This window comes from Pseudomonas chlororaphis subsp. aurantiaca, assembly GCF_013466605.1.
Lineage (GTDB): Bacteria > Pseudomonadota > Gammaproteobacteria > Pseudomonadales > Pseudomonadaceae > Aquipseudomonas > Aquipseudomonas chlororaphis_I.
This window is the reverse complement of sequence record NZ_CP059162.1, coordinates 4,580,480-4,600,194: the sequence shown is the minus strand read 5'-3', so window position 1 is coordinate 4,600,194 and position 19,715 is coordinate 4,580,480. Positions and strand designations below refer to the sequence as shown.

At 63.5% G+C, this 19,715-nt stretch carries 20 protein-coding genes and 2 pseudogenes; 17 read left to right on the top strand and 5 right to left on the bottom strand.

Annotation, left to right across the window (positions count from 1 at the left end; genetic code table 11):
* Positions 1–177 precede the first annotated feature (177 nt).
* From H0I86_RS20765 to H0I86_RS20755, 3 genes and pseudogenes are all read left to right on the top strand, one after another.
* On the top strand, positions 178–894 hold the full coding sequence (locus H0I86_RS20765; protein WP_007927856.1) for an MgtC/SapB family protein: 717 nt from the start codon (positions 178–180) through the stop codon (positions 892–894).
* A 173-nt stretch (positions 895–1,067) separates the two neighbouring features.
* Positions 1,068–1,496, top strand: a complete 429-nt coding sequence (locus tag H0I86_RS20760; protein ID WP_180921958.1) for an ANTAR domain-containing protein — start codon at positions 1,068–1,070, stop codon at positions 1,494–1,496.
* A 355-nt stretch (positions 1,497–1,851) separates the two neighbouring features.
* Positions 1,852–2,328, top strand: a pseudogene (locus tag H0I86_RS20755) (hypothetical protein); the annotation flags it as partial.
* A 7-nt stretch (positions 2,329–2,335) separates the two neighbouring features.
* On the opposite strand, the gene dkgB reads toward H0I86_RS20755, so the two are convergent.
* The 3 genes from dkgB to H0I86_RS20740 form a co-directional block, all read right to left on the bottom strand.
* Positions 2,336–3,139, bottom strand: a complete 804-nt coding sequence (dkgB, locus tag H0I86_RS20750; RefSeq protein WP_180921957.1) for a 2,5-didehydrogluconate reductase DkgB — start codon at positions 3,137–3,139, stop codon at positions 2,336–2,338.
* Positions 3,140–3,327: 188 nt separating this feature from the next.
* Positions 3,328–3,867, bottom strand: coding sequence for a PaaI family thioesterase (locus H0I86_RS20745; RefSeq protein ID WP_180921956.1), 540 nt, complete (start codon positions 3,865–3,867; stop codon positions 3,328–3,330).
* Between the two features lie 125 nt (positions 3,868–3,992).
* The gene (locus H0I86_RS20740) at positions 3,993–4,901 is read right to left on the bottom strand and encodes a LysR family transcriptional regulator (RefSeq protein WP_180921954.1); all 909 of its coding nucleotides are present in this window, start codon (positions 4,899–4,901) and stop codon (positions 3,993–3,995) included.
* 108 nt (positions 4,902–5,009) lie between these two features.
* Here H0I86_RS20740 and H0I86_RS20735 point away from each other — a divergent pair, with 108 nt between their 5' ends.
* The 8 genes from H0I86_RS20735 to H0I86_RS20700 all read left to right on the top strand — a co-directional run bounded on the left by H0I86_RS20735 (position 5,010) and on the right by H0I86_RS20700 (position 12,383).
* Entirely contained in the window at positions 5,010–5,876 is an 867-nt protein-coding gene (locus H0I86_RS20735) for a pirin family protein (protein ID WP_180921952.1), read from the top strand.
* 98 nt (positions 5,877–5,974) lie between these two features.
* Entirely contained in the window at positions 5,975–6,658 is a 684-nt protein-coding gene (locus H0I86_RS20730) for an isochorismatase family protein (RefSeq protein ID WP_180921951.1), read from the top strand.
* Positions 6,659–6,713: 55 nt separating this feature from the next.
* Positions 6,714–7,340, top strand: a complete 627-nt coding sequence (gene ycaC, locus H0I86_RS20725) for an isochorismate family cysteine hydrolase YcaC (protein ID WP_180921949.1) — start codon at positions 6,714–6,716, stop codon at positions 7,338–7,340.
* 247 nt (positions 7,341–7,587) lie between these two features.
* On the top strand, positions 7,588–9,027 hold the full coding sequence (locus H0I86_RS20720; RefSeq protein ID WP_180921947.1) for a mechanosensitive ion channel family protein: 1,440 nt from the start codon (positions 7,588–7,590) through the stop codon (positions 9,025–9,027).
* Positions 9,028–9,254: 227 nt separating this feature from the next.
* Positions 9,255–9,695 carry a carboxymuconolactone decarboxylase family protein gene (locus tag H0I86_RS20715; protein WP_180921945.1) on the top strand — a complete coding sequence of 147 codons (441 nt, stop codon included), beginning with the start codon at positions 9,255–9,257 and terminating at the stop codon, positions 9,693–9,695.
* Between the two features lie 157 nt (positions 9,696–9,852).
* Entirely contained in the window at positions 9,853–10,620 is a 768-nt protein-coding gene (locus H0I86_RS20710; protein ID WP_180921943.1) for a DUF533 domain-containing protein, read from the top strand.
* Positions 10,621–10,844: 224 nt separating this feature from the next.
* Positions 10,845–11,378, top strand: coding sequence for a DUF3087 domain-containing protein (locus H0I86_RS20705; RefSeq protein ID WP_180921941.1), 534 nt, complete (start codon positions 10,845–10,847; stop codon positions 11,376–11,378).
* Positions 11,379–11,597: 219 nt separating this feature from the next.
* Positions 11,598–12,383 carry a sulfite exporter TauE/SafE family protein gene (locus H0I86_RS20700; protein ID WP_124309121.1) on the top strand — a complete coding sequence of 262 codons (786 nt, stop codon included), beginning with the start codon at positions 11,598–11,600 and terminating at the stop codon, positions 12,381–12,383.
* Between the two features lie 106 nt (positions 12,384–12,489).
* Here the strand turns inward: H0I86_RS20700 and H0I86_RS20695 are convergent, their stop codons facing one another.
* Positions 12,490–13,044: a UPF0149 family protein gene (locus tag H0I86_RS20695; protein WP_180921939.1), complete on the bottom strand. Its 555-nt coding sequence runs from the start codon at positions 13,042–13,044 to the stop codon at positions 12,490–12,492.
* A gap of 181 nt (positions 13,045–13,225) precedes the next feature.
* Entirely contained in the window at positions 13,226–14,416 is a 1,191-nt protein-coding gene (gene ampC / locus H0I86_RS20690; protein ID WP_180921937.1) for a class C beta-lactamase, read from the bottom strand.
* Between the two features lie 182 nt (positions 14,417–14,598).
* On the opposite strand from ampC, the gene H0I86_RS20685 reads away from it, so the two are divergent.
* From H0I86_RS20685 to cls, 6 genes and pseudogenes are all read left to right on the top strand, one after another.
* The gene (locus H0I86_RS20685) at positions 14,599–15,477 is read left to right on the top strand and encodes a LysR family transcriptional regulator (protein WP_180921935.1); all 879 of its coding nucleotides are present in this window, start codon (positions 14,599–14,601) and stop codon (positions 15,475–15,477) included.
* A 78-nt stretch (positions 15,478–15,555) separates the two neighbouring features.
* Complete coding sequence (locus H0I86_RS20680) at positions 15,556–16,272, top strand: helix-turn-helix transcriptional regulator (protein ID WP_180921933.1); 717 nt, start codon at positions 15,556–15,558, stop codon at positions 16,270–16,272.
* Between the two features lie 5 nt (positions 16,273–16,277).
* Positions 16,278–17,063, top strand: coding sequence for a PhzF family phenazine biosynthesis protein (locus tag H0I86_RS20675; protein WP_180921931.1), 786 nt, complete (start codon positions 16,278–16,280; stop codon positions 17,061–17,063).
* A 33-nt stretch (positions 17,064–17,096) separates the two neighbouring features.
* A pseudogene (locus H0I86_RS20670) lies at positions 17,097–17,222 on the top strand (LysR family transcriptional regulator); the annotation flags it as partial.
* A 302-nt stretch (positions 17,223–17,524) separates the two neighbouring features.
* Positions 17,525–18,085, top strand: coding sequence for a lipid-binding SYLF domain-containing protein (locus H0I86_RS20665; RefSeq protein ID WP_180921930.1), 561 nt, complete (start codon positions 17,525–17,527; stop codon positions 18,083–18,085).
* A 318-nt stretch (positions 18,086–18,403) separates the two neighbouring features.
* On the top strand, positions 18,404–19,699 hold the full coding sequence (cls, locus tag H0I86_RS20660) for a cardiolipin synthase (protein ID WP_258019351.1): 1,296 nt from the start codon (positions 18,404–18,406) through the stop codon (positions 19,697–19,699).
* Positions 19,700–19,715 lie beyond the last annotated feature (16 nt).

The following is a 19,715-nucleotide window of genomic DNA, read 5'->3' as shown; positions in this document are numbered from 1 at the left end:
GGCAGCGGCTACAGGCTTAACCGGCAATCGCCATCTGCTCGTAACGCCAGCCGGTGCAAGATACCCGGCACCCCAGCCAGCCTCATCGCGGGCGGTTGGATCGCCTCCCGCTCGCTCCTACGAAGTGCACCTATCCTGTAGGGGCAGCCGACCGTCGCGTACTCAAGGACTTGATTCATGCAAGCACTCCAGAACATCAACCTGACCTCCCTGGTGGACACCCTGGTCAGCCTCAGCGCGGCCTTTATCCTCGGTGGCCTGATCGGTTTCGAGCGCCAATACCGGCAGCGCACCGCCGGCCTGCGCACCAACGTACTGGTGGCGGTGGGCGCGGCGATTTTCGTCGACATGGCCAACCGTCTCGGCGGCGCCGAAGGCGCGGTGCGGGTGGTGGCCTACGTGGTGTCCGGCATCGGTTTTCTCGGCGCCGGGGTGATCATGCGCGAGGAGGGCAACGTGCGTGGCCTGAACACCGCGGCCACCCTCTGGGCCTCGGCGGCGGTGGGCGCCTGTGCCGGTGCCGACCTGATCCTCGAGGCCTTTCTCGGCACGCTGTTCGTGCTGGCGGCCAATACCTTGCTGCGGCCGATCGTCAACAACATCAACCGCCAGCCGCTGGACGTGATCTCCGCCGAGGTCACCAACATTGTCTACGTGATCGCCCATCGCTCCAAGCAGAAAGCCGTGTTCGCCCTGCTCGAAGCGGAGCTGGAGCGCAGCAACTACCCGGCCAGCGATATCGATGTCCATGCCTTCGGCAACGACGACGTGGAGATCGAAGCCACCCTGGCCACCACCTCGGTGGACGGCGACGAACTCGACGCGCTGGTGGCGCGGCTGTCCACCTCGGCCCTGGTGGAGCAGGCGTTCTGGAGCCCCAGTACCACCGAATAAACCGTGCAGTCCCTGTGTCGGGGCGAGGGCGATGCGCCTGTAAACAGCAGGCCTTTGCCGAGAGGAAAATTTTTCCCGTTCGCAGCGAATTTTGGGAATCGTCTTAAAGAGTTGGCCGGGGGCCATCGGATAGTCTGTTGAACCTCTGTGTTCAACCGAGAGTTGCCACGCCGATGCCCAACAAACGCCTGAGAATACTGATTGCCGACGCGTCCCGGGAACGGTGTGTACGCATCCAGCGTGTGTTGAACGGCCTGGGCTACTTTCGGGTCGCCACGGTGGGGGCTTTCCGCGAACTGGTGACCCTGACTCACTATTCCTGCGAGCCCTTCGAGAACTTCGACCTGTTGCTGCTCAGCGGCGAGCTGGCGTTCGCCGCCGGGGTGGACGCCGGTGCGTTCTGCCAGGGCAACCCGCAGATCCGCCATGCCATGATCTATGGCGGTCGCACCGAACATGCATTGCCGGTGGTCCTCGGCGCCTCTGCGCTACAGGAGATTCTCTGGGTGCAGGGCGCAACGCAGGAGATCCTCCGGCGCTTCATTGCCCATATCAATCCTCCCTCCTCGGGCAAAGACCGAACCGTCCGAATACTGGAATAGCCCCCCGCAGTTGCCGGGAACAGGGCTTGCGTCGTGCTGCTGGAGGCGGAAACCACCACCTGGCCAGCGGTTTCCGATGGCCGCTGCCGGAGCCGGGCGGGCCTTTTGTCTCCATCCGGAGCGGGCAAAAAGCAGGATTCATGGCCGACCATCGATACCGGGTGTGTACCGCCGATGCGGGCGGATATCCCAGGGAAACGAGCATTTCGGGCTCAAAAAGTAGGGGAAAGCCGCATTTTAGTAATTCGGAATAGGGCTTTTCAGAAATCCCTTAGAGAAAACACTCGGCTGCTCCCCTAGCCTTTATTCGTAGGCTTGGAGCCTGTCATCTCAGACTTTTTCATGGTCGCGAAAAATGCCGAATAAAACGTTACGAATCCTGATCGCCGATGAACAGCATTTTCATCGAATGAAGATCGAGCGGGTGCTGAACCAACTGGGCTATTACCGGATTGCACCGATGTATCGACTCATCGAGGTGTTGAACGTCGTGGAATATGGCAGTGAGCCAATGGACCTGCTGATCATCAACGCCTCGCTGGGGTTGCAGGCCCGGCTCGATATCGTGGCGTTCTGTATGGATAACCCGCAGGTCCGTCACGTACTGGTCTATGACTCCGAGCTTCTCGGCATGCCGTCGATTCCAGCCGGCTCGCGACGCAAGATGTATATCAGCAGCCTGTCGTTGCCGGACTACGAGACCATCAGCCGCTTGATGAAGGCCATCGACACCGGCCGTCGGAGCAAGACCCCGACGGCCGGAACGTTTCTCGGCAGTTCCAATGAGCAAGAGATCGCACCTGATGGCATTCGGTTGAATGCCGTGGTGCGTTTAGACCTCAGTCCCACGCTGGTGCAATGCCGGCGGGGCTGGTCAGGCGATGCCCGCGCTCCAGATCGGCGATGCGCCGCATGTCTGCTTCGCCCAGGATCAGGGTACAGGCCTTGAGGTTGCTTTCCAGGTTCGCGCGCCTGGTCGAGGAGGGGATCACCGCATAACCCGATTGCATGGCCCAGGCCAGGGTCACTTGAGCCGGCGTCGCCCGATACTGCTCGGCGATCTGCTGAATGATCGGGTCCTTGAGCACTTCCCCGTAGGCCAGCGTCATGTACGAGGTGATGTGGATCCCCTGGCTTTGCGCGAACTCCACGACCTTGCGGTTCTGCAGATAGGGGTGCAGTTCGATCTGGTGGGTGGCGATGTGCTCGGCGCCGACCGCGGCGATGGCCTGCTTCATCAGGTCGTTGGTGAAGTTGGAAACCCCGATCTGCCGGGTCAGCCCCAGTTGCCTGGCCTCCAGCAGCGCCGCCATGAACTCTTCGACCGGCACCTGGTTGTCCGGTGACGGCCAGTGGATCAGGGTCAGGTCCAGGTAGTCGGTCCGCAGCTTGCGCAGGCTGTCCTTGAGGCTGGGGATCAGCTTGTCGCGGGCGAAATTGGCGACCCAGATCTTGCTGGTGACGAACAGCTCGTCGCGGGGGAGGCCGCTGTCGGCGATGGCCTGGCCGACCTCGGCTTCGTTCTCGTAGATCTGTGCGGTGTCGATCGCCCGGTAGCCCAGCTCGAGCGCGGTGCTGACCGAGTCGATGACGACCTGGCCTTGCAGGCGAAAGGTGCCGAGGCCGAAAGCAGGTACAGACATGAATGACTCCAGATGGCAGTGGAAAGGCCACGAGTATCCCGGTCCGCACCTTTGAGAAAAACCGCCGGAAAGGCAAAGGAATCTTTACCGCGAATCACGAATATCCCCGGCTCCCGCAGAGACGACGCACGCCCCCGCAGGAACCGCCGGGCGACCCTGTTCCATCACCCAACCCAAACGCGACGGGTTCAGCCACGAGCTTCGAGGATCATGCAGGTGGTGGAACCGGTGGCGTACAGGCGGCCATCGACATCGTAGATCCGTCCTTCGGCCAGGGCGGTGGAGCGGCCCAGGTGGACGATCTTGCCTTCGGCGCGGATCGGCCCGCTGCTGCCGGTCAGGGCGCGTACATAGCTGATGCGCAGGTCCAGGGTGGTGTAGCCCTGGCCCTTGTTCAGCCGGGTGTGGATCGCGCAGCCCATGCAGGAGTCCAGCAGGGTCGCGGCATAACCGCCGTGCACGCTGCCCAGCGGGTTGTAATGCCGGGCATCCGGGGTGCCCTGGAACACGAAATGCCCGGCGGACCATTCGATGGGGATGAAGTCCATCAGCGTGCCGATGGGCGGCGAGGGCAGTTCGCCGTTGCCGATGCCTTCGAAGAATTCGCTGGGAGAGAGGGCACTGACTTCGGCCAGGGACAGGCTGCCCGGACCGGCCAGGCGCGCGCGCATGGCCTGTTCCTGGGCAATCCACTGGGCCAGGATGGCCTCGCGTGATGGGCTTTGCATGGGCGTTTTCCTCACTGGGCGGAATAAGATGACGAGCAAAATATTATGTTCGAAATATTATTTCGGCCAGTGTCAAAAACGCCACAGGTCGGAAGATTCGGCCTGGCTTCACCTTGAGCGCATCCTCAGGTGATATCGCTGCGGCTGAACTCCTCGCCGAGAAAGTCGATCAGAGTACGCACCGACGGCAGCAGGCCACGGCGCGACGGGAAGATCGCATGGACGATCCCGCACTTGGGCGCCCAGTCCGGTACCAGTTGCACCAGGCGCCCGGCGGCCACATCGTCGCGTACCACCACGCTGGGCAGGTGGACGATGCCGATCGCCGCCAGGGCCGCCTGGCGCAGGGCGATCAGGTCGTCGGTGACCATCCGCGGCTTGTGGCGAATCTGCGCCAGGGCCTCGTTGGGGCCAAACAGTTCCCACTGGTATTCGCGCTGCGCCGCGCCCCAGTGCAGGCTCGGCAGGCCGCTGAGGTCGGCGGGCGAGGCGGGGCTCGACAGGCGCGCGAGAAAGTCCGGGTGGCCGACCAGGCACTGGGTGCTGTTGCCCAGCACCTTCATCACCAGGTCGCTGCTTTCCAGCGGCGGGAAGCGCACCCGCAGGGCGATATCGAAACCTTCGTGGATCAGGTCGACGCGGCGGTTGGTGCTCTCGATGAACAGCTCCACCAGCGGGTACTTGAGCATGTAGCGGGTCAGCATCGGCCCGACCCAGGAGTTGAGCAGCGCGGTCGGGCAACTGATGCGTACCAGGCCCTGGGGTTCGGAACGGTTGCGCTCGATGACTTCCGCGGCGCTTTCCGCTTCCACGCGCATGGCCAGGCAGCGTTGGTAATACTCATGGCCGATCTCGGTGAGCGAGCAGTGGCGGCTGGTGCGGTGAATCAGGCGCACGCCGAGGCGCTCCTCGAGCTGGGCAATGCGCCGGCTGAGCTTGGACTTGGGCATGTCCAGGGCGCGCCCGGCGGCGGCGAAACCACGGTGTTCGACGACCTGAGTGAAGTAATAGAGGGTGTTGAGGTCTTCCATCATCGTTCTCCAAATAGAACGCTAAGGGCGATTTTTGCAGTCTAGTGCATCAAAGGTATGGGTTTTAAGGTGTATCTCACGAAATAACTCACCCATGTCGGAGGCACCCACATGAAAAACATCATCGGTATCTACACCAGCCCACGGGCCCATTGGGTGGGCGACGGCTTCCCGGTGCGTACGCTGTTTTCCTACGACAACCTGGGCAAGCACATCAGCCCGTTCCTGCTGCTCGACCACGCCGGCCCGGCTGAATTCACCCCGACCCAGGGGCGCCGCGGCGTGGGCCAGCATCCCCATCGCGGCTTCGAAACCGTGACCATCGTCTACAAGGGCGAGGTGGAGCACCGCGACTCCACCGGCAGCGGCGGCAAGATCGGCCCTGGCGACGTGCAATGGATGACCGCGGCCTCGGGGATTCTCCACGAGGAGTTCCACTCCGCAGCGTTCGCCCAGTCCGGCGGCACCCTGGACATGGTCCAGCTGTGGGTCAACCTGCCAGCGCGGGACAAGATGGCAGCGCCCGGTTACCAGACCATTCTCGATGGCGACATTCCGGCCATCGCTCTCAAGGACAAGGCCGGCACCCTGCGGCTGATAGCCGGCGAGTTCGACGGCGTCGAGGGCCCGGCGCGCACCTTCACCCCGATCGACGTCTGGGACATCCGCCTGAATGCCGGCAAGCCCCTGACCCTCGATCTGCACCAGGGGCGCAACACCGCCCTGGTGCTGCTGCGCGGCACGGTCCAGGTCAACGGCCAGGAACTGGTGCGCGAAGGCCAGCTGGTGCTGTTCGAACGCGACGGCGACCAGCTCAGCCTGGAAGCCAACAACGACGCGGTGGTGCTGCTGCTCAGCGGCGAACCGATCGACGAGCCCATCGTCGGCCACGGCCCGTTCGTGATGAACAGCGAGGCCGAGATCCACCAGGCATTCGTCGACTTCCAGTCCGGCCGTTTCGGCCAGATGCCTGGCTGACACCCCCTTACCGACTTGCACAGGACGCGTAGGCCGGTTTCAGGGCCAGGGATGGCTGTTGCCTTAAATAAATGCCCCAGACACAAGAGGAACTGCACATGAACACCCTCAACGCGGCCAACTTCAATGGCCTGAAACCGACCATCGACCCCAACGACGCGGCGATGCTGCTGATCGACCACCAGAGCGGCTTGTTCCAGATCGTCAAGGACATGGACGTGCCGCAACTGCGGGCCAATGCCATCGCCCTGGCGAAAGCCGCGACCCTGTTGCAGATGCCGGTGATCACCACGGCCTCGGTACCCCAGGGGCCCAACGGCCCGCTGGTCCCGGAAATCCACCAGGAGGCGCCCCATGCCCGGTACGTGGCCCGCAAAGGCGAAATCAACGCCTGGGACAATCCCGAGTTCCGGGCGGCGGTCGAGGCCACCGGCAAGAAAACCCTGGTGATCGCCGGCACCCTGACCAGCGTCTGCCTGGCGTTTCCCTCGATCGCCGCGGTGCATGAAGGCTACAAGGTGTTCGCGGTGGTCGATGCCTCGGGCAACCATTCGCGGCTGGCCACCGATCTGACCATCGCCCGACTGGCCCAGGCCGGGGTGGTGCCGATCGACATCATGGCCACGCTCTCCGAACTGCAGGGTTCGTGGAACCGCCCGGACGCCGAGCAGTGGGCCGCGGTCTACGCCCAGGCCATGCCGCACTATCAGTTGCTGATCGAGAGCTACATCAAGGCCCAGCAAGTGGCGAACGAACACGAAGTGCTGGATTCCCAGCGCTGAAGCAGCACCCCACGCCGATTTCCAGTCGGCATCGACAAGAAGCGAGGACTACCCCATGACTACTGCCTACAAGCGTCTCGATAAAGACAACGCCGCCGTGCTGCTGGTGGATCACCAGGCCGGCCTGCTGTCCCTGGTGCGCGACATCGACCCGGACAAGTTCAAGAACAACGTGCTGGCCCTGGCCGACCTGGCCAAGTACTTCAAGCTGCCGACCATCCTCACCACCAGCTTCGAAACCGGCCCCAACGGCCCGCTGGTACCCGAGCTCAAGGCGCTGTTCCCGGACGCGCCGTACATTGCCCGGCCCGGCCAGATCAATGCCTGGGACAACGAGGACTTCGTCAAGGCGATCAAGGCCACCGGCAAGAAGCAGTTGATCATCGCCGGCGTGGTGACCGAGGTCTGCGTGGCGTTCCCGGCGCTGTCGGCCCTGGAAGAAGGTTTCGAGGTGTTCGTGGTGACCGATGCCTCTGGCACCTTCAATGAGCTGACGCGCGATTCGGCCTGGAACCGCATGTCCACCGCCGGCGCGCAAGTGATGACCTGGTTCGGCCTGGCCTGCGAGCTGCACCGCGACTGGCGCAACGACATCGAGGGCCTGGGCACCTTGTTCTCCAACCACATCCCGGACTACCGCAACCTGATCACCAGCTACACCACCCTGACCACCGGCAAATGACCTGCCGGTAGCCGCTGCCGAGGGCTGCGATCGCTGGCGTAGCCAGCGCAATCCAGGGCATGCGATCTACCGGTCAGACTGCCGACGGCTACGTCGCCGAACGCAGGCTGCGCCAGTGGCTACAGAGGTGAACGAGGGTGTTGCAGACAGGGGCCTCCCATGAGGCCCCTGTTTTTGTTTTTCCGGCTATACCTGCAAGGTCGCTTGTGTGAGATTGTCGCGCCTCTGACTGTGCTGGAGTTGCTTGATGTCGATTCTGTTCGCCGACCACCCGCTGTTCGCCGCGCTGGTCCTGATCCTGCTGGACATGCTGCTGTGGCGCTTGATCGGCGCGCGGGGCGGTTACTGGAAGCTGCTGGTGCGGGTGCTGATCTTCACCCTGTACAGCGTGCTGCTGTTCAACCAGGGGCTGAACCCGATGCAGGCGGCGCCCTGGCCGGAGGACGTGCCGCTGCACCTGGCCGCCACCGGGTTGCAGATCGGTTGGTGGCTGTTCGGCGCGCGGACCCTGACGGTGTTGCTCGGCACCCTGATGATGCAACGGGTGGGCCATACCGGGCGGCTGTTGCAGGACCTGATGGGCGCGGTGATTTTCCTGATCGCCATCATCGCCGCCATGGCCTATGTGCTGGAGCTGCCGGTCAAGGGCGTGCTGGCCACCTCCGGCGCGGTGGCGATCATTGTCGGCCTGGCGCTGCAAAGCACCCTCAGCGATGTGTTCTCCGGGATCGTGCTGAACACCACCAAGCCTTATCAGCTCGATGACTGGATCTCCATCGACGGCACCGAAGGCCGGGTCACCGACATCGACTGGCGCGCCACCCGGTTGCAGACCTCCCAGGGCAGCATGGCGGTGATCCCCAACTCCCTGGCGGCCAAGGCCAAGATCATCAACTTCAGCCGTCCCGCCGATATGCACGGGCTTTCCATCAGCCTCCAGGTCAGCCCCCATGCGCGGCCGCAAACGGTGATCGAGGCGTTGGAGCGGGCCATGCTCGGTTGCCGTTTCCTGCTCCCCAAGCCGGCCCCCAGCGTGGCCCTGAAAAGCTCGGGCAACGCCGGGGTGGAGTACGAGATCAGCGGCTTCGTGGCCTCCATGGGGCAGAAGCGCGAGGTGCGCAACCAGTTGTTCGACCTGGCCTTCCGTCACTTGCAGGCGTCCGGCGTCAGCCTGCTGTCCTCCGGTGAAAGCAGTGTGGCGGCCAACCTGTCGCGCCCGCGGGCGCTGCTGGACAGCTCGAGCATCTTCTCCACCCTGCGCCAGGAGGAGAAGGAAACCTTCAGCCAGAACATGACCCTGCAAACCTTCCGCGCCGGCGAGACCATCCTGCCGGCGGGCGAGGTCAGCGATCACCTGCTGATCATCGAGTCGGGAGTGGTCTCGGTGAGCCTGATCCGCGATGGCAAGCCGTTCGAGGCCGGGCGCATGGGGCCGGGCGAAGTGATAGGCGAGGCGGGCATCGCCGATCAGGCGAACGCGGCGGACTTCTCGGCCAAGACCTTCTGCACCCTGTACCGCATCGAAAACGAGTACCTCAAGCCGTGCCTGGACGCGCGGCGCGATATCAACGAGGCGATGAAAAACCTCCTGGATTTCCGCCAGCACATCGCCCAGACCCTGACCCGGGAAACCCCGCGGCCAGTGCTGAAAAAAGGCTTTATGCAGTGGCTGCGCCGCCGCGCCTGAACGTCAATACACAGCCCCTGTAGGAGCAGCCGGTCGACGCTCGATTGCGCGCGATCCGCGCAGCGGCCATTCGCCGAGGTGTCTGGACTGACGCTATCGCGCGCAAGCTGCGCTCCTACAGAAGAGAGGGGGGCATTGGTCACCTGGTCTTAGCCGGAATTGGTTATTGGTGCGAAACGGACCCGGGCTTAACGTAGCGCCACATTCACTGGATCTGGAGCTACCCCATGCAACCGCGTATCGACTTCTACACCGCTTCGCCGGACGCCCTCAAAGCCATGATCGCGTTGGAAACCGCGGTCTCGAAACTGCCCCTGGAAAAGTCGCTGATCGAGCTGGTGAAGCTGCGCGCCTCGCAGATCAACGGCTGTGCCTTCTGCGTCGACATGCACACCGCCGACGCGCGCAAGAGTGGGGAAACCGAGCGCCGCCTGTACGCGGTCTCGGTCTGGCGCGAAACGCCGTTCTTCACCGACCGCGAACGCGCCGCCCTGGCCTGGACCGAGTCGCTGACCCGGGTCAGCGAAACCCACGCCCCGGATGCCGACTACGAGCTGCTGAGCAGCCAGTTCAGCCCCTGTGAACAGGTCGACCTGAGCCTGGCCATCGCCACCATCAACAGCTGGAACCGCCTGGCCGTGGGTTTCCGCAAAATGCCCCAGGCCTGATTCGCCCGGGTTCTATGGCCGGCGCTGGCGGATCGAATGGGCCGCCAGCGCCGGCGTTTGGCGAGAAGGGATCAGGGCATCAGCGGAAGCAGTTGGCGCAAGCCGTGGCGAAGACTATTGTTGGCAATCTGAATAACTGCCCGAAGAGAGCGATGCCATGAACACCAGTGATTTGCTTGAACAGTTGCTGCGCGCCGGCCAGGCCTCGATGACGCAGCAGGGTGGCGGGGCCTCGGCACCGCAGGGCGGCCTGGGAGGCCTGGGTGGCTTGCTCGGCGGCCTGTTGGGCGGTAACAGCGGCGGCGGTGCTCCGGCCGGTGGCCTGGGCGGGCTGGGTGGTCTGCTGGGCGGCCTGCTGGGCGGTTCCGGCTTGGGCGGCGCGATCTCTGGCGGCGCGGCTTCCGGTGGCGTCCCTCAGGGGCGCTCCGGCGGTGGCATGAACTACGCGGCGCTGGCGTCCCTGGGGATGATGGCGTTCCAGGCTTACCAGGCCTGGCAACAACAGCAGCAATCGGCGGCCCCGCAACAGGCGTTGCGTACCGTCGACCAGTTGGCCGGCCCGGAAGTCGAAGAACACAGCCATGCGATCCTGCGCGCGCTGATCGCCGCAGCCAAGGCCGATGGCCGCATCGACGAGCAGGAAAAACAACTGATCAGCGCCGAGATCGGTCGTCACACCGATGACCCGCAATTGCAGCAATGGCTCGACGACGAAGTCGCGCGTCCCCTGGACGCCGCCGACGTGGCCCAGTCGGCCGCCGGCGAGCCGGGCATGGCAGCGGAAATGTACCTGGCCAGCGTGATGCTGGTGGACGACCAGCAGGACGCCGAGCGCAGTTACCTGGACGAGCTGGCGGCGGCGCTGCGGATCGACCCCGAGTTGCAACTGCACCTGGAGCAACAGGCCAAGGGCGGGGTGGCCTGACCCACAAGAGCCGGCCCCCGCGGGGGCCGGTTCATTGACCGTGCCGGGCTCGTCATTCGATGCCCGGCAATCCCGCATCCGTATCACTCCCTATCTCTGAGTCGTTTCGACAGTGCGACCGCCCAGGGCCGAGGTGGATTGTCGCAGCGCGGATTTATTCGCCATCTCCCGGTGCGGGCAGGGTGATAATGCCGACCTGTTCATCATGCGAGCGCACCGTCGCCATGTTCGAGATCCAGCCGCAGAACCCCGAGCTTTTTCGCCAGCAGACCCGTCGTAGCACCCTGTTTATCGCCCTGATCTTCCTGTCCCTGGCCATGCTGTTTTCCAGCGCCGCGGTGCTGCTGTTCGGTGAGCCGGGTGGCGACAACTTCCGCCTGAATGTCGCCGGCGTGCTGGCCGCTCTGGTGGTGAGCATCGTGCTGATGCGCGTGCGTTTCTGGTCGCAGCCGTGGATGGCCGCGGCGGTCTACGGCTGGCAGCTCAAGCGCAGCCTGATGAGCGTGACCAACGTCATGCACCACGTCACCGCCGGCGTCGAGGCCGCAGACCTGACAGCGATGAAGCTGCTGCGCTTCTACCACCTGGGCCTGACCCAGATGTACCAGCTGGACGCCAACTCCAGTGCGCTGAGCCAGGTGGTGCATGAGATCGACCGGCACAAGGAACGGATGCAAGCCCTGGGTATGGACACCGAGCAGAACCGTTTGAATCCGGACTGGATCGAAGCGGTGAAGCGGATCCCGGTAAAAAAGTGAGCTGAAAAGGGCGCGGCTTCCAAGGTTTTCCCCGGCTGCTTCCGAGCCATTTTCGCCATGTGACTGCTGCATGAAATCCAAGGGTTATATGCGCTGGATACATGGCAAAAAGGCAAAGAGTTATAACGTTAGATTTTATTTATATAAATGGACATAAGCATTAGCGCTATGCTGCCGCCAGTTTTTTACCTGGCCGCGGTTGATGCGTAGGGCTTATTGATGGATGTGGGTAATTTTGGTTTTGTAATCGCGGGCCTGTTGGTGGGTTTCATTGTTGGGATGACGGGGGTGGGAGGCGGTTCGCTGATGACCCCGATCCTGTTGTGGTTTGGTATCAACCCGGCGACCGCTGTGGGGACCGACCTGCTGTATGCCGCCATCACCAAGTCCGGTGGTGTGCTGGTCCATCAGAAAAACCGAAACATCGACTGGAAGATCACCGGCTGGCTGACCCTGGGCAGCGTGCCCGCGGTGTTGGCCACCCTGTGGTTCCTCAAGAGCCTGGACACCGACCCGCAAGCGCTGAACAGCGTGATCAAGCAGGCCCTGGGCTTTGTGCTGCTGCTTACCGCGTTGGCGATCCTGTTCAAGAAAAAGCTCCTGGCGTTTGCCCAGAAGCATGCCGGCGATCACTACCACCTGAAGGATTCCAGCCTCAACGGGCTGACAGTGGTGACCGGCGTAGTCCTCGGCACCATGGTCGCCCTGACTTCCATCGGCGCCGGCGCCCTGGGCACCGTGGCGCTGTTCATCCTGTACCCGTTCCTGGCCACCAAGCGCCTGGTAGGCACCGAAATCGCCCACGCCGTGCCCCTGACCCTGGTCGCCGGCCTGGGGCATGCGAGCATGGGCAACATGGACTGGCAACTGCTGGGTTTCCTGCTGATGGGCTCGCTGCCGGGGATCTGGCTCGGCAGCCACATGACCGGCCGCGTCTCGGACGAACTGCTGCGGCCGTTCCTGGCGCTCATGCTGTTTTCCATCGGTTACAAGCTGGCGTTCTGAACCCGCGCTGGCGGGCCGAGCCAAGAGCCTCCTGCGGGAGGCTTTTGTGTTTTTGGAGTTTGTGCAGATTGAGTCAGGTCCTGGCAGACCTGCCTCCAGGCCACTCTCAGCGTTGCGCCAACCAGTAATCGTGCAGCCCACGCGCTGCCTGTTCGACGTTGGCTACCGTCTGGCGATGCTGAACCAGATCCAGGTCGGCCGGCAGTTCGAAGTTGTCCTGTTCGGCGCAGGTGACGATGGCTTGCAGTTGGGCGGCCTGGGCTGTGGGCAGTTCGGGCCAGTTGCTTACGGCCATGGCGCGCAGGTAGCCGAAGCACCATTCTTCCGCCAGCGTCAGCGGCTGGTCCTGATGCTCGGTCTGTTCGAAGCGCGGCTGAAAGCTCGCCGAGTCGCTCGCCAGTGCCGTGGCGAGGGCGTTCAGGTGGCGCACGCTCAGCTCGATGAAGCGCTTGCATTCCTCGGGGGCCTGCCAGTCCGGGTTCTGCCCGCCCCAGATGGCCGGGAACCATTCGGCGATGTCCACCTGGGTTGGTCCGGACACCAGGGCTGTACAGAAACCGTCCAGCTCGGCCAGGTTGAGCACGGAGTGGTCGTCACCGTACTTGAGCAGGGTGTCTTCGATGAATTCGAACTCGGCGGGGCTGAGCGGCTGGTTGTGCATGGATGGCTTCCTTGGAAAAACGTGCGCCCCAGGGGCTGCGCGGAAAAAGACGCGGAGGATGGCGCGTTCCGCGGCTTTTATCCAGCGCCGATCATCGTCGCGGAGCGGCTTGTCATGGCGGCGACGCGTTCCCGGCCGGTCCAGCGACCGGGCCTGTTAACCGACCCGGTCGCTGTTTTTCTCAGGGTTGCTTCGCCGCGCCGACCTGGTCATCCAGGGCCTTGAGCAGGGCATGGGCGACCTTCACCCGTTCGGCGTTGGGGTAGTTCTTGTTCGCCAGCAGCACCAGGCCGATGTCCTTGCCGGGCACGAACAGCACATAGCTGCCGAAGCCGTTGGTGGAACCGGTCTTGTTCAGCAGGGTATTGGCCCGCGGCGCCTGGGGCGGGGTGAACCAGCGGGTCGGGTGCGGTTCGAAGGCCATCTGCGACGAGTTGCCGGCCAGCAGGGCGTCGAGGCTGAGCGGGTAGGGGTAGAGCTCCCAGCCCAGGCCCTGGGTCATGCCCTCGACCTGGTAATAACCGGTGTGGGTGATGGCGATTGCCTGCGGCCAGGGTTGCGGCAGCGACTCGGGCTTGAGGTTGGCCTGGACGAAGCGCAGCAGGTCGGCGGCGCTGGTCTTCACCCCGTAGGCCTCGGCATCCAGGGCGCCGGGGCCGAGCCGCACCGGCTTGCCGTCCTTGCCGTAGCCCTGGGCGTAATGGTCCATCTGCGAGTTCGGCACCTGGATATAGCTGTGCTGCAGGCCCAGTTGCGGGAACAGCTTCTGCTCCATCAATTGTTCGAAGGGCTGCCCCAGGCTTTGCGCGGCCAGGTAGCCGAACAGGCCGATACTCGGGTTCGAGTACAGGCGCTGGGCGCCGGGGGCAAAGGCCGGTTTCCAGCCCTGGTAGTAGCCGAGCATCTTGTCCTGGCTGTCCCATTGCGCCGGGAACTGCAACGGCAGGCCGCCGGCGCTGTAGGTGCCCAGTTGCAACAGGCTGATGTGCTCGAAAGCGCTGTCGTTCAATGCCGGCAGGTAGCGGCTGGCCGGGTCGTTCAGGGACAGTTTGCCGCTGGCCTGGGCATAGGCCCCCAGGGTCGCGGTGAAGAGCTTGCTCACCGAGCCGACCTCGAACAGCGTGTCGGCGTCGACGGCTTTCTGCTCCTCTTTGGAAGCCAGGCCGTAGTTAAAGTAATGGGGCTGGCCCTTGATGGTGATGGCCACCGCCATGCCGGCGATGTCCTGTCGTTGCATCAACGGGCGGATCGCCGCGTCGACCAGGGGCTTGAGCGCGCTGTCCGGCTGGCTGGCGGCCAGGCAGGCGCTGGCGCCGGACAGCAGCAGGGAAACGGCGAAAAATCCGGATAGGGCTAGGTTTTTGTTGTGCATGATGGGCTGACATTCCATGATTTTGCAGGGTGATGGCCGCTACACTCCGAGCGGCTTTTGCCAGCGCCTGCCCTTGCAGTCAGGGGGCAGGGCGCTGCGAGCCGGCTCAATGTAGGCGGCCGGCGAAGGATCGACAAACGACGATATTTCGCAGGAGCCATTAGAGAAACTAGGGAGTGGTCATGATCCGACCCCATTTGCCGCTGAATGCCCTGCGGGCCTTCGAGGCCTCGGCGCGGCATTTGAGTTTTACCCGCGCGGCCATCGAGCTGTGCGTGACCCAGGCGGCGGTCAGTCATCAGGTGAAAAGCCTCGAGGCCCAGCTCAACGTCACCCTGTTCAAGCGCCTGCCCCGTGGGCTGATGCTGACCAGCGAGGGCGAAACCCTGTTGCCGGTGCTGTGTGAGTGTTTCGACCGCATCGCTGAAACCCTCGGCCGCTTCGAAGGCGGGCACTACCGTGAAATGCTCAGCGTCGGCGCTGTCGGTACCTTTGCCGTCGGCTGGTTGCTGCCGCGCCTGGAGGACTTCCAGGCCCGCCACCCGTTTATCGACCTGCGCCTGTCGACCCATAACAACCGGGTCGACGTCGCCGCCGAAGGCCTGGACTACGCCATCCGTTTCGGCAGCGGCGCCTGGCACGGCACCGATGCCGTCCAGCTGCTGGAGGCGCCGCTGTCAGTACTCTGCGTGCCGGAACTGGCACGACAGCTGCACAGCCCCGCCGACCTGCTCGGCCAGACCCTGCTGCGCTCCTACCGCACCGACGAATGGCCGGAATGGTTCAGCGCCGCCGGCCTGCCGGCCAGCACCCTGCCGTCGCGCAGCATCGTCTTCGACTCGTCCCTGGGCATGATGGAAGCCGCGCAGCAGGGCATAGGCGTGGCCCTGGCGCCGCCACTGATGTTCGCCCGGCAGTTGCACGCCGGCAGCATCGTCCAGCCGTTCGCGGTGGGCATCACCACCGGCAGCTACTGGTTGACCCGCTTGCAGTCACGGGCGCAGAGCCCGGCGATGCAGGCGTTCAAGGAATGGTTGTTGGGGACCGTGCAGGAAGGCTGAATGGCTTTAATCAACATTAAGTTGAATATTCAACTATTGGTTGATATTTTCGCTTGATTCTTTTTGCGCGAAACCGCCATGAACAGCCCCGACAGCCGTTTGTCCCCTGAGAGTGCCGCCGAACGCCAGCTGGTATTCAAGGTGCTGCACAGCACCCTGAACATGCTCGGCAGCGTGGTTGGCCGGCACACCGAAATCGTCCTGCATGACCTGAGCCGGCCCGAGTCCTCCATCGTCGCCATCGCCAATGGTCATGTCACCGGTCGCCGGGTCGGCAGCCCGGTGCTGGCCGGGCCGCGCGAGGACCTGGGGTTCATCGCCGTGCGCAGGGCCATGGAGGATCGCTCCGGCAGCGAGCCGGTACTGGTGGAGAACTACCCGACCACCGCCCCCGACGGTCGCCCGTTGCGCAGCTCGACGGTGGTGTATCGCGACAGCAGCGGCCAGCCCTTCGCCACCCTGTGCACCAACGCCGACCTCAGCGGCATCGCCGCCGCCCATGCCTGCCTCGGCGAGTTGCTGGGCCTGGGCGCAGCCCCCGAACCACGCCACGACGAGCCCCAGGACATGGAGCAGTTGATGGCACAGATCATTCAGCAAGCCTGCCCCGGCGGCCGGGCCTTGATGAAGAAGACCCAGAAGCTCGAAGCCGTGCGCCAGATGCAGGACCGCGGGCTGTTCATCGTCAAGGGCGGCATCGAGAAGGCCGCCGCAGCCCTGGGCGTCACCCGCTACACCATCTACAACTACCTGGAACAGATCCGGGCCACAGACCAAGCCAGCCAACAGGAATGAAGCCGATGCAGCTCGATATCTTTCAGGTGGATGCCTTTTCCTCCACGCCTTTCGGCGGCAACCCGGCGGCGGTCTGCCCGCTGGACGCGTGGCTGCCCGACGCCACGCTGCAACGGATCGCCGAAGAGAACAACCTCTCGGAAACCGCCTACTTCGTGCGCAATGGCGAGCTGTTCGAATTGCGCTGGTTCACCCCGACCGTGGAAGTCGACCTCTGTGGCCACGCCACCCTGGCGGCGGCCTGGGTGCTGTTCGAACAACTGAACGAGCCCAGCGAACTGCTGCGCTTCAGCACCCGCAGCGGCGAGTTGCGTGTACGCCGCGACGGCGAGCGGCTGTCCATGGACTTCCCGACCAGGCAACCGGCGGCCGTGGAGATTGCACCGAGCCTGCTGCACGCCCTCGGCCTGCCGCGCGCCGAAGCCCTGTACCGCACCGACGACTATTTGCTGGTGGTCGAGGACGAAGCGATCATCGCCGGCCTCAAGCCCGATTTCGCCGCCCTGGCCAAGTTCGATGTGCGCGGCATCGCCGTCACCGCGCCGGGCAAGCAGTTCGATTTCGTCTCCCGCTGGTTCGGCCCGAGCGTCGGGGTCAACGAAGACCCGGTCACCGGCTCGGCCCACACCTCCCTGGCCCCGTACTGGGCCCAACGCCTGGGCAAAACCCGGCTGAGCGCGGAGCAGGGCGGGGCGCGCAAGGGCCAGCTGTGGTGCGAGGTGCTGGATAACGGACGGGTGCTGATCAGCGGCCAGGGCGCGCTGTATCTGAAGGGCACGATTTTTATCTGAAGCCCTGGCGTTCTCTTTGCCGGGATCGACAACTGGATGCTGTCGCGTGCCGGCGAAACGCTTGAAGTCGAGGTGGGCGGTCGCTTCCGGCTCAACAGTGTGGGCTTGATCCGCCGCCTGGCGACGCTCGATCCGGGCATCGCCGTGCTGGCGCAAGGCTCAGTCGATCCCGGCCATTCATGCCAGGCCGCAACCAATAAAAAAGCAGCCGCTGGCGGCGAACCCTGCCGATACGCAATGGTCAACCGATCAAGGGCCTCCAGGCTGCTTCATTCCGGCCGGCGACCCTTGATAAACGGATTCACTCCCATCCTGCTGGCTGTAGGGCTGGTGGTGATTCTGCCGACAGTCCATGCAGCACACTTCAGGGGGAGCCGGAGAACTTCAAGCAGGTTCGGGTCCTGCCTGGTGCAGGCGCTGACCGTTGATCACATCCGCTCCTCTCGCGTAGGAGTACGAAAATGACTCAATCAATGCGGTTCTTCCTATCGATCGTCCTGGCGGCAGTATCCCTGACATCGGCAAGCCTGTTGAACAATGCTGGTGCGGCAACCGCCGAGGACTTGAATGCCGATTCCCAGCAAGCCTTGCAAATCCTCTATAAGGCCACTCCGTTTGCCGAAACCCTTTCGCGCGATGCCAAAGCGGTGCTCGTCTTTCCGAAAATCGTCAAGGCAGGCCTTGTGTTTGGTGGCAGCTATGGCGAAGGCGTGCTGATGAAAGGCCAGAAAGTGGAGGGTTATTACAACTCCGTCACCGGGTCATGGGGGCTGCAGGCAGGCGCCCAGTCTTACGGTTATGCGGTGTTCCTGATGACCGAAAAAGCGCTGAACTATGTGCGCGAGACCAAGGGCTGGGAAGTCGGCGTGGGGCCAACCATTGTCGTGGTCGACGAAGGGATAGCGAAAAATCTGTCGAGCTCGACGCTGAAGGACGATGCCTACGCGTTCATCTTCGACCAGCAAGGGTTGATGGCCGGGGTCAGCATCGAAGGAACAAAGATTTCCCTGATCAAGCGCTGAAACTGCCTTACAAGGGTTTTGATCTTTTCAAGCGTGTCGCGTCTGTGCGGTGAACACGCTCCAGTGGGGGCTCCACCAAGGCGCCTTGCTTGGCAAGCAAGACGCCTGGCTCGAGCGCCTGTGCCCCAGCCGCTTTTGGGGCAGGATGCGCGACGAAATCTCCAGAATTGTTGAGCGCTATCACCGTCCTCGCCATGAGGGGGGCCAATGAACCTTCTAAACCCATGCAAGGGGGCATGTATTCCCCTGGCGCTATGCGTGATTGTGCTCCTGGCATTCATGATCTCCTGCAGCACATTGCCCAGGATAGTGCCCGACATGGCCCGCGCGCCCTCTGCGCCAGTGCAGCTCGACGGGGCACATGGACCGCTGTCTGCCGAGCGCAGCAAAGCCATTCTCGACCGGCTCAAGTCCTCCGGCGCAGAGACCGACATCTTCGATGTGCACCTCGCAATCGAAGAGTCCATCGTCGGCAGCCCGCTGACGGAAGGCAACAAGGTCGACTTGCTGCAGGACGGCCCCAGCACCTACCAGTCGATGATCAAGGCCGTGGAGGCTGCACGCGACCACATCAACATGGAGACCTATATCTTTGACGATGACGAGGTCGGTCAGCGCTTCGCCGCCGCATTGATTGCCCGGCAACAGCAAGGCGTACAGGTCAACCTGATCCGTGACAGCGTCGGAACCCTCGGAACATCGTCAGGGTTTTTCTCTCGATTGACCGAAGCGGGCGTCAAGGTGCTGGAGTACAACCCCGTCAATCCGATGACGGCCAAAGCGGGGTGGGACGTGAACCAGCGCGACCATCGGAAGCTGCTGATAGTGGACGGCCGCATTGCCTTTCTCGGCGGGATCAACATCAGCAGCGTCTATTCGGGGGGCTCGTTCAGCTCTCACTCGAAGACTCGGCCCAGTGGCGATTTGCCCTGGCGCGACACCGACCTGCGTATCGAGGGGCCCGTGGTGGCGGAACTGCAGAAGCTGTTCATCGGAACCTGGACCGCCCAGAAAGGCGAACCACTCGCGGCCAGGCGGTACTTTCCACCCCCTGAGCGCAAGGGCAGCGAGGTGGTGCGCGCCATCGGCAGTTCGCCAGATGAACCGTTCAGCCTGATCTACGCCACGCTGATTTCGGCGCTGCGTAGCGCACAGACCGAGATATGGCTGACCAACGCCTACTTTGTGCCCGACCCGCAGTTGCTAGCGGTCCTCAAGGAAGCGGCGGCACGTGGAGTCGACGTCAAGCTGGTGCTACCCAGCAGCACCGATTCGTGGCTGGTGCTCCATGCTGGACGCGCTTACTACAGCGAGCTGCTGAAGGCCAACGTCAAGCTTTACGAACGCCGCGACGCGCTACTCCACGTCAAGACTGCGGTAATCGATGGTGTGTGGTCGAGTGTCGGTTCCACCAACCTCGACTGGCGCAGCTTCCTGCATAACGATGAAGTCAACGTCGTGGTGCTGGGCACCGGGTTTGCAAAAAAGATGCAGGCGGCATTCATGGCTGACCTGGCCAAGTCGAACGAAATCAAGCTGGAACAGTGGCAGCGCCGTTCGCTGGGTATGAGAGCCAAGGAGCAGATGGCGCGACTTTGGGAATACTGGTTATGAGCCCAGTTGCGCATTG

What these genes read in the sequence shown, in the direction of transcription:
- H0I86_RS20720 (WP_180921947.1), top strand. Translation starts at nt 7,588, where the DNA reads ATGTCGATTCTGTTCGCCGACCACCCGCTGTTCGCCGCGCTGGTCCTG.
- ycaC (WP_180921949.1), top strand. Translation starts at nt 6,714, where the DNA reads ATGACTACTGCCTACAAGCGTCTCGATAAAGACAACGCCGCCGTGCTG.
- H0I86_RS20760 (WP_180921958.1), top strand. Translation starts at nt 1,068, where the DNA reads ATGCCCAACAAACGCCTGAGAATACTGATTGCCGACGCGTCCCGGGAA.
- H0I86_RS20705 (WP_180921941.1), top strand. Translation starts at nt 10,845, where the DNA reads ATGTTCGAGATCCAGCCGCAGAACCCCGAGCTTTTTCGCCAGCAGACC.
- H0I86_RS20730 (WP_180921951.1), top strand. Translation starts at nt 5,975, where the DNA reads ATGAACACCCTCAACGCGGCCAACTTCAATGGCCTGAAACCGACCATC.
- H0I86_RS20680 (WP_180921933.1), top strand. Translation starts at nt 15,556, where the DNA reads ATGAACAGCCCCGACAGCCGTTTGTCCCCTGAGAGTGCCGCCGAACGC.
- cls (WP_258019351.1), top strand. Translation starts at nt 18,404, where the DNA reads ATGGCCCGCGCGCCCTCTGCGCCAGTGCAGCTCGACGGGGCACATGGA.
- H0I86_RS20715 (WP_180921945.1), top strand. Translation starts at nt 9,255, where the DNA reads ATGCAACCGCGTATCGACTTCTACACCGCTTCGCCGGACGCCCTCAAA.
- H0I86_RS20695 (WP_180921939.1), bottom strand. Translation starts at nt 13,044, where the DNA reads ATGCACAACCAGCCGCTCAGCCCCGCCGAGTTCGAATTCATCGAAGAC.
- H0I86_RS20685 (WP_180921935.1), top strand. Translation starts at nt 14,599, where the DNA reads ATGATCCGACCCCATTTGCCGCTGAATGCCCTGCGGGCCTTCGAGGCC.
- H0I86_RS20735 (WP_180921952.1), top strand. Translation starts at nt 5,010, where the DNA reads ATGAAAAACATCATCGGTATCTACACCAGCCCACGGGCCCATTGGGTG.
- H0I86_RS20745 (WP_180921956.1), bottom strand. Translation starts at nt 3,867, where the DNA reads ATGCAAAGCCCATCACGCGAGGCCATCCTGGCCCAGTGGATTGCCCAG.
- H0I86_RS20665 (WP_180921930.1), top strand. Translation starts at nt 17,525, where the DNA reads ATGACTCAATCAATGCGGTTCTTCCTATCGATCGTCCTGGCGGCAGTA.
- H0I86_RS20765 (WP_007927856.1), top strand. Translation starts at nt 178, where the DNA reads ATGCAAGCACTCCAGAACATCAACCTGACCTCCCTGGTGGACACCCTG.
- dkgB (WP_180921957.1), bottom strand. Translation starts at nt 3,139, where the DNA reads ATGTCTGTACCTGCTTTCGGCCTCGGCACCTTTCGCCTGCAAGGCCAG.
- H0I86_RS20710 (WP_180921943.1), top strand. Translation starts at nt 9,853, where the DNA reads ATGAACACCAGTGATTTGCTTGAACAGTTGCTGCGCGCCGGCCAGGCC.
- H0I86_RS20675 (WP_180921931.1), top strand. Translation starts at nt 16,278, where the DNA reads ATGCAGCTCGATATCTTTCAGGTGGATGCCTTTTCCTCCACGCCTTTC.
- H0I86_RS20740 (WP_180921954.1), bottom strand. Translation starts at nt 4,901, where the DNA reads ATGATGGAAGACCTCAACACCCTCTATTACTTCACTCAGGTCGTCGAA.
- ampC (WP_180921937.1), bottom strand. Translation starts at nt 14,416, where the DNA reads ATGCACAACAAAAACCTAGCCCTATCCGGATTTTTCGCCGTTTCCCTG.
- H0I86_RS20700 (WP_124309121.1), top strand. Translation starts at nt 11,598, where the DNA reads ATGGATGTGGGTAATTTTGGTTTTGTAATCGCGGGCCTGTTGGTGGGT.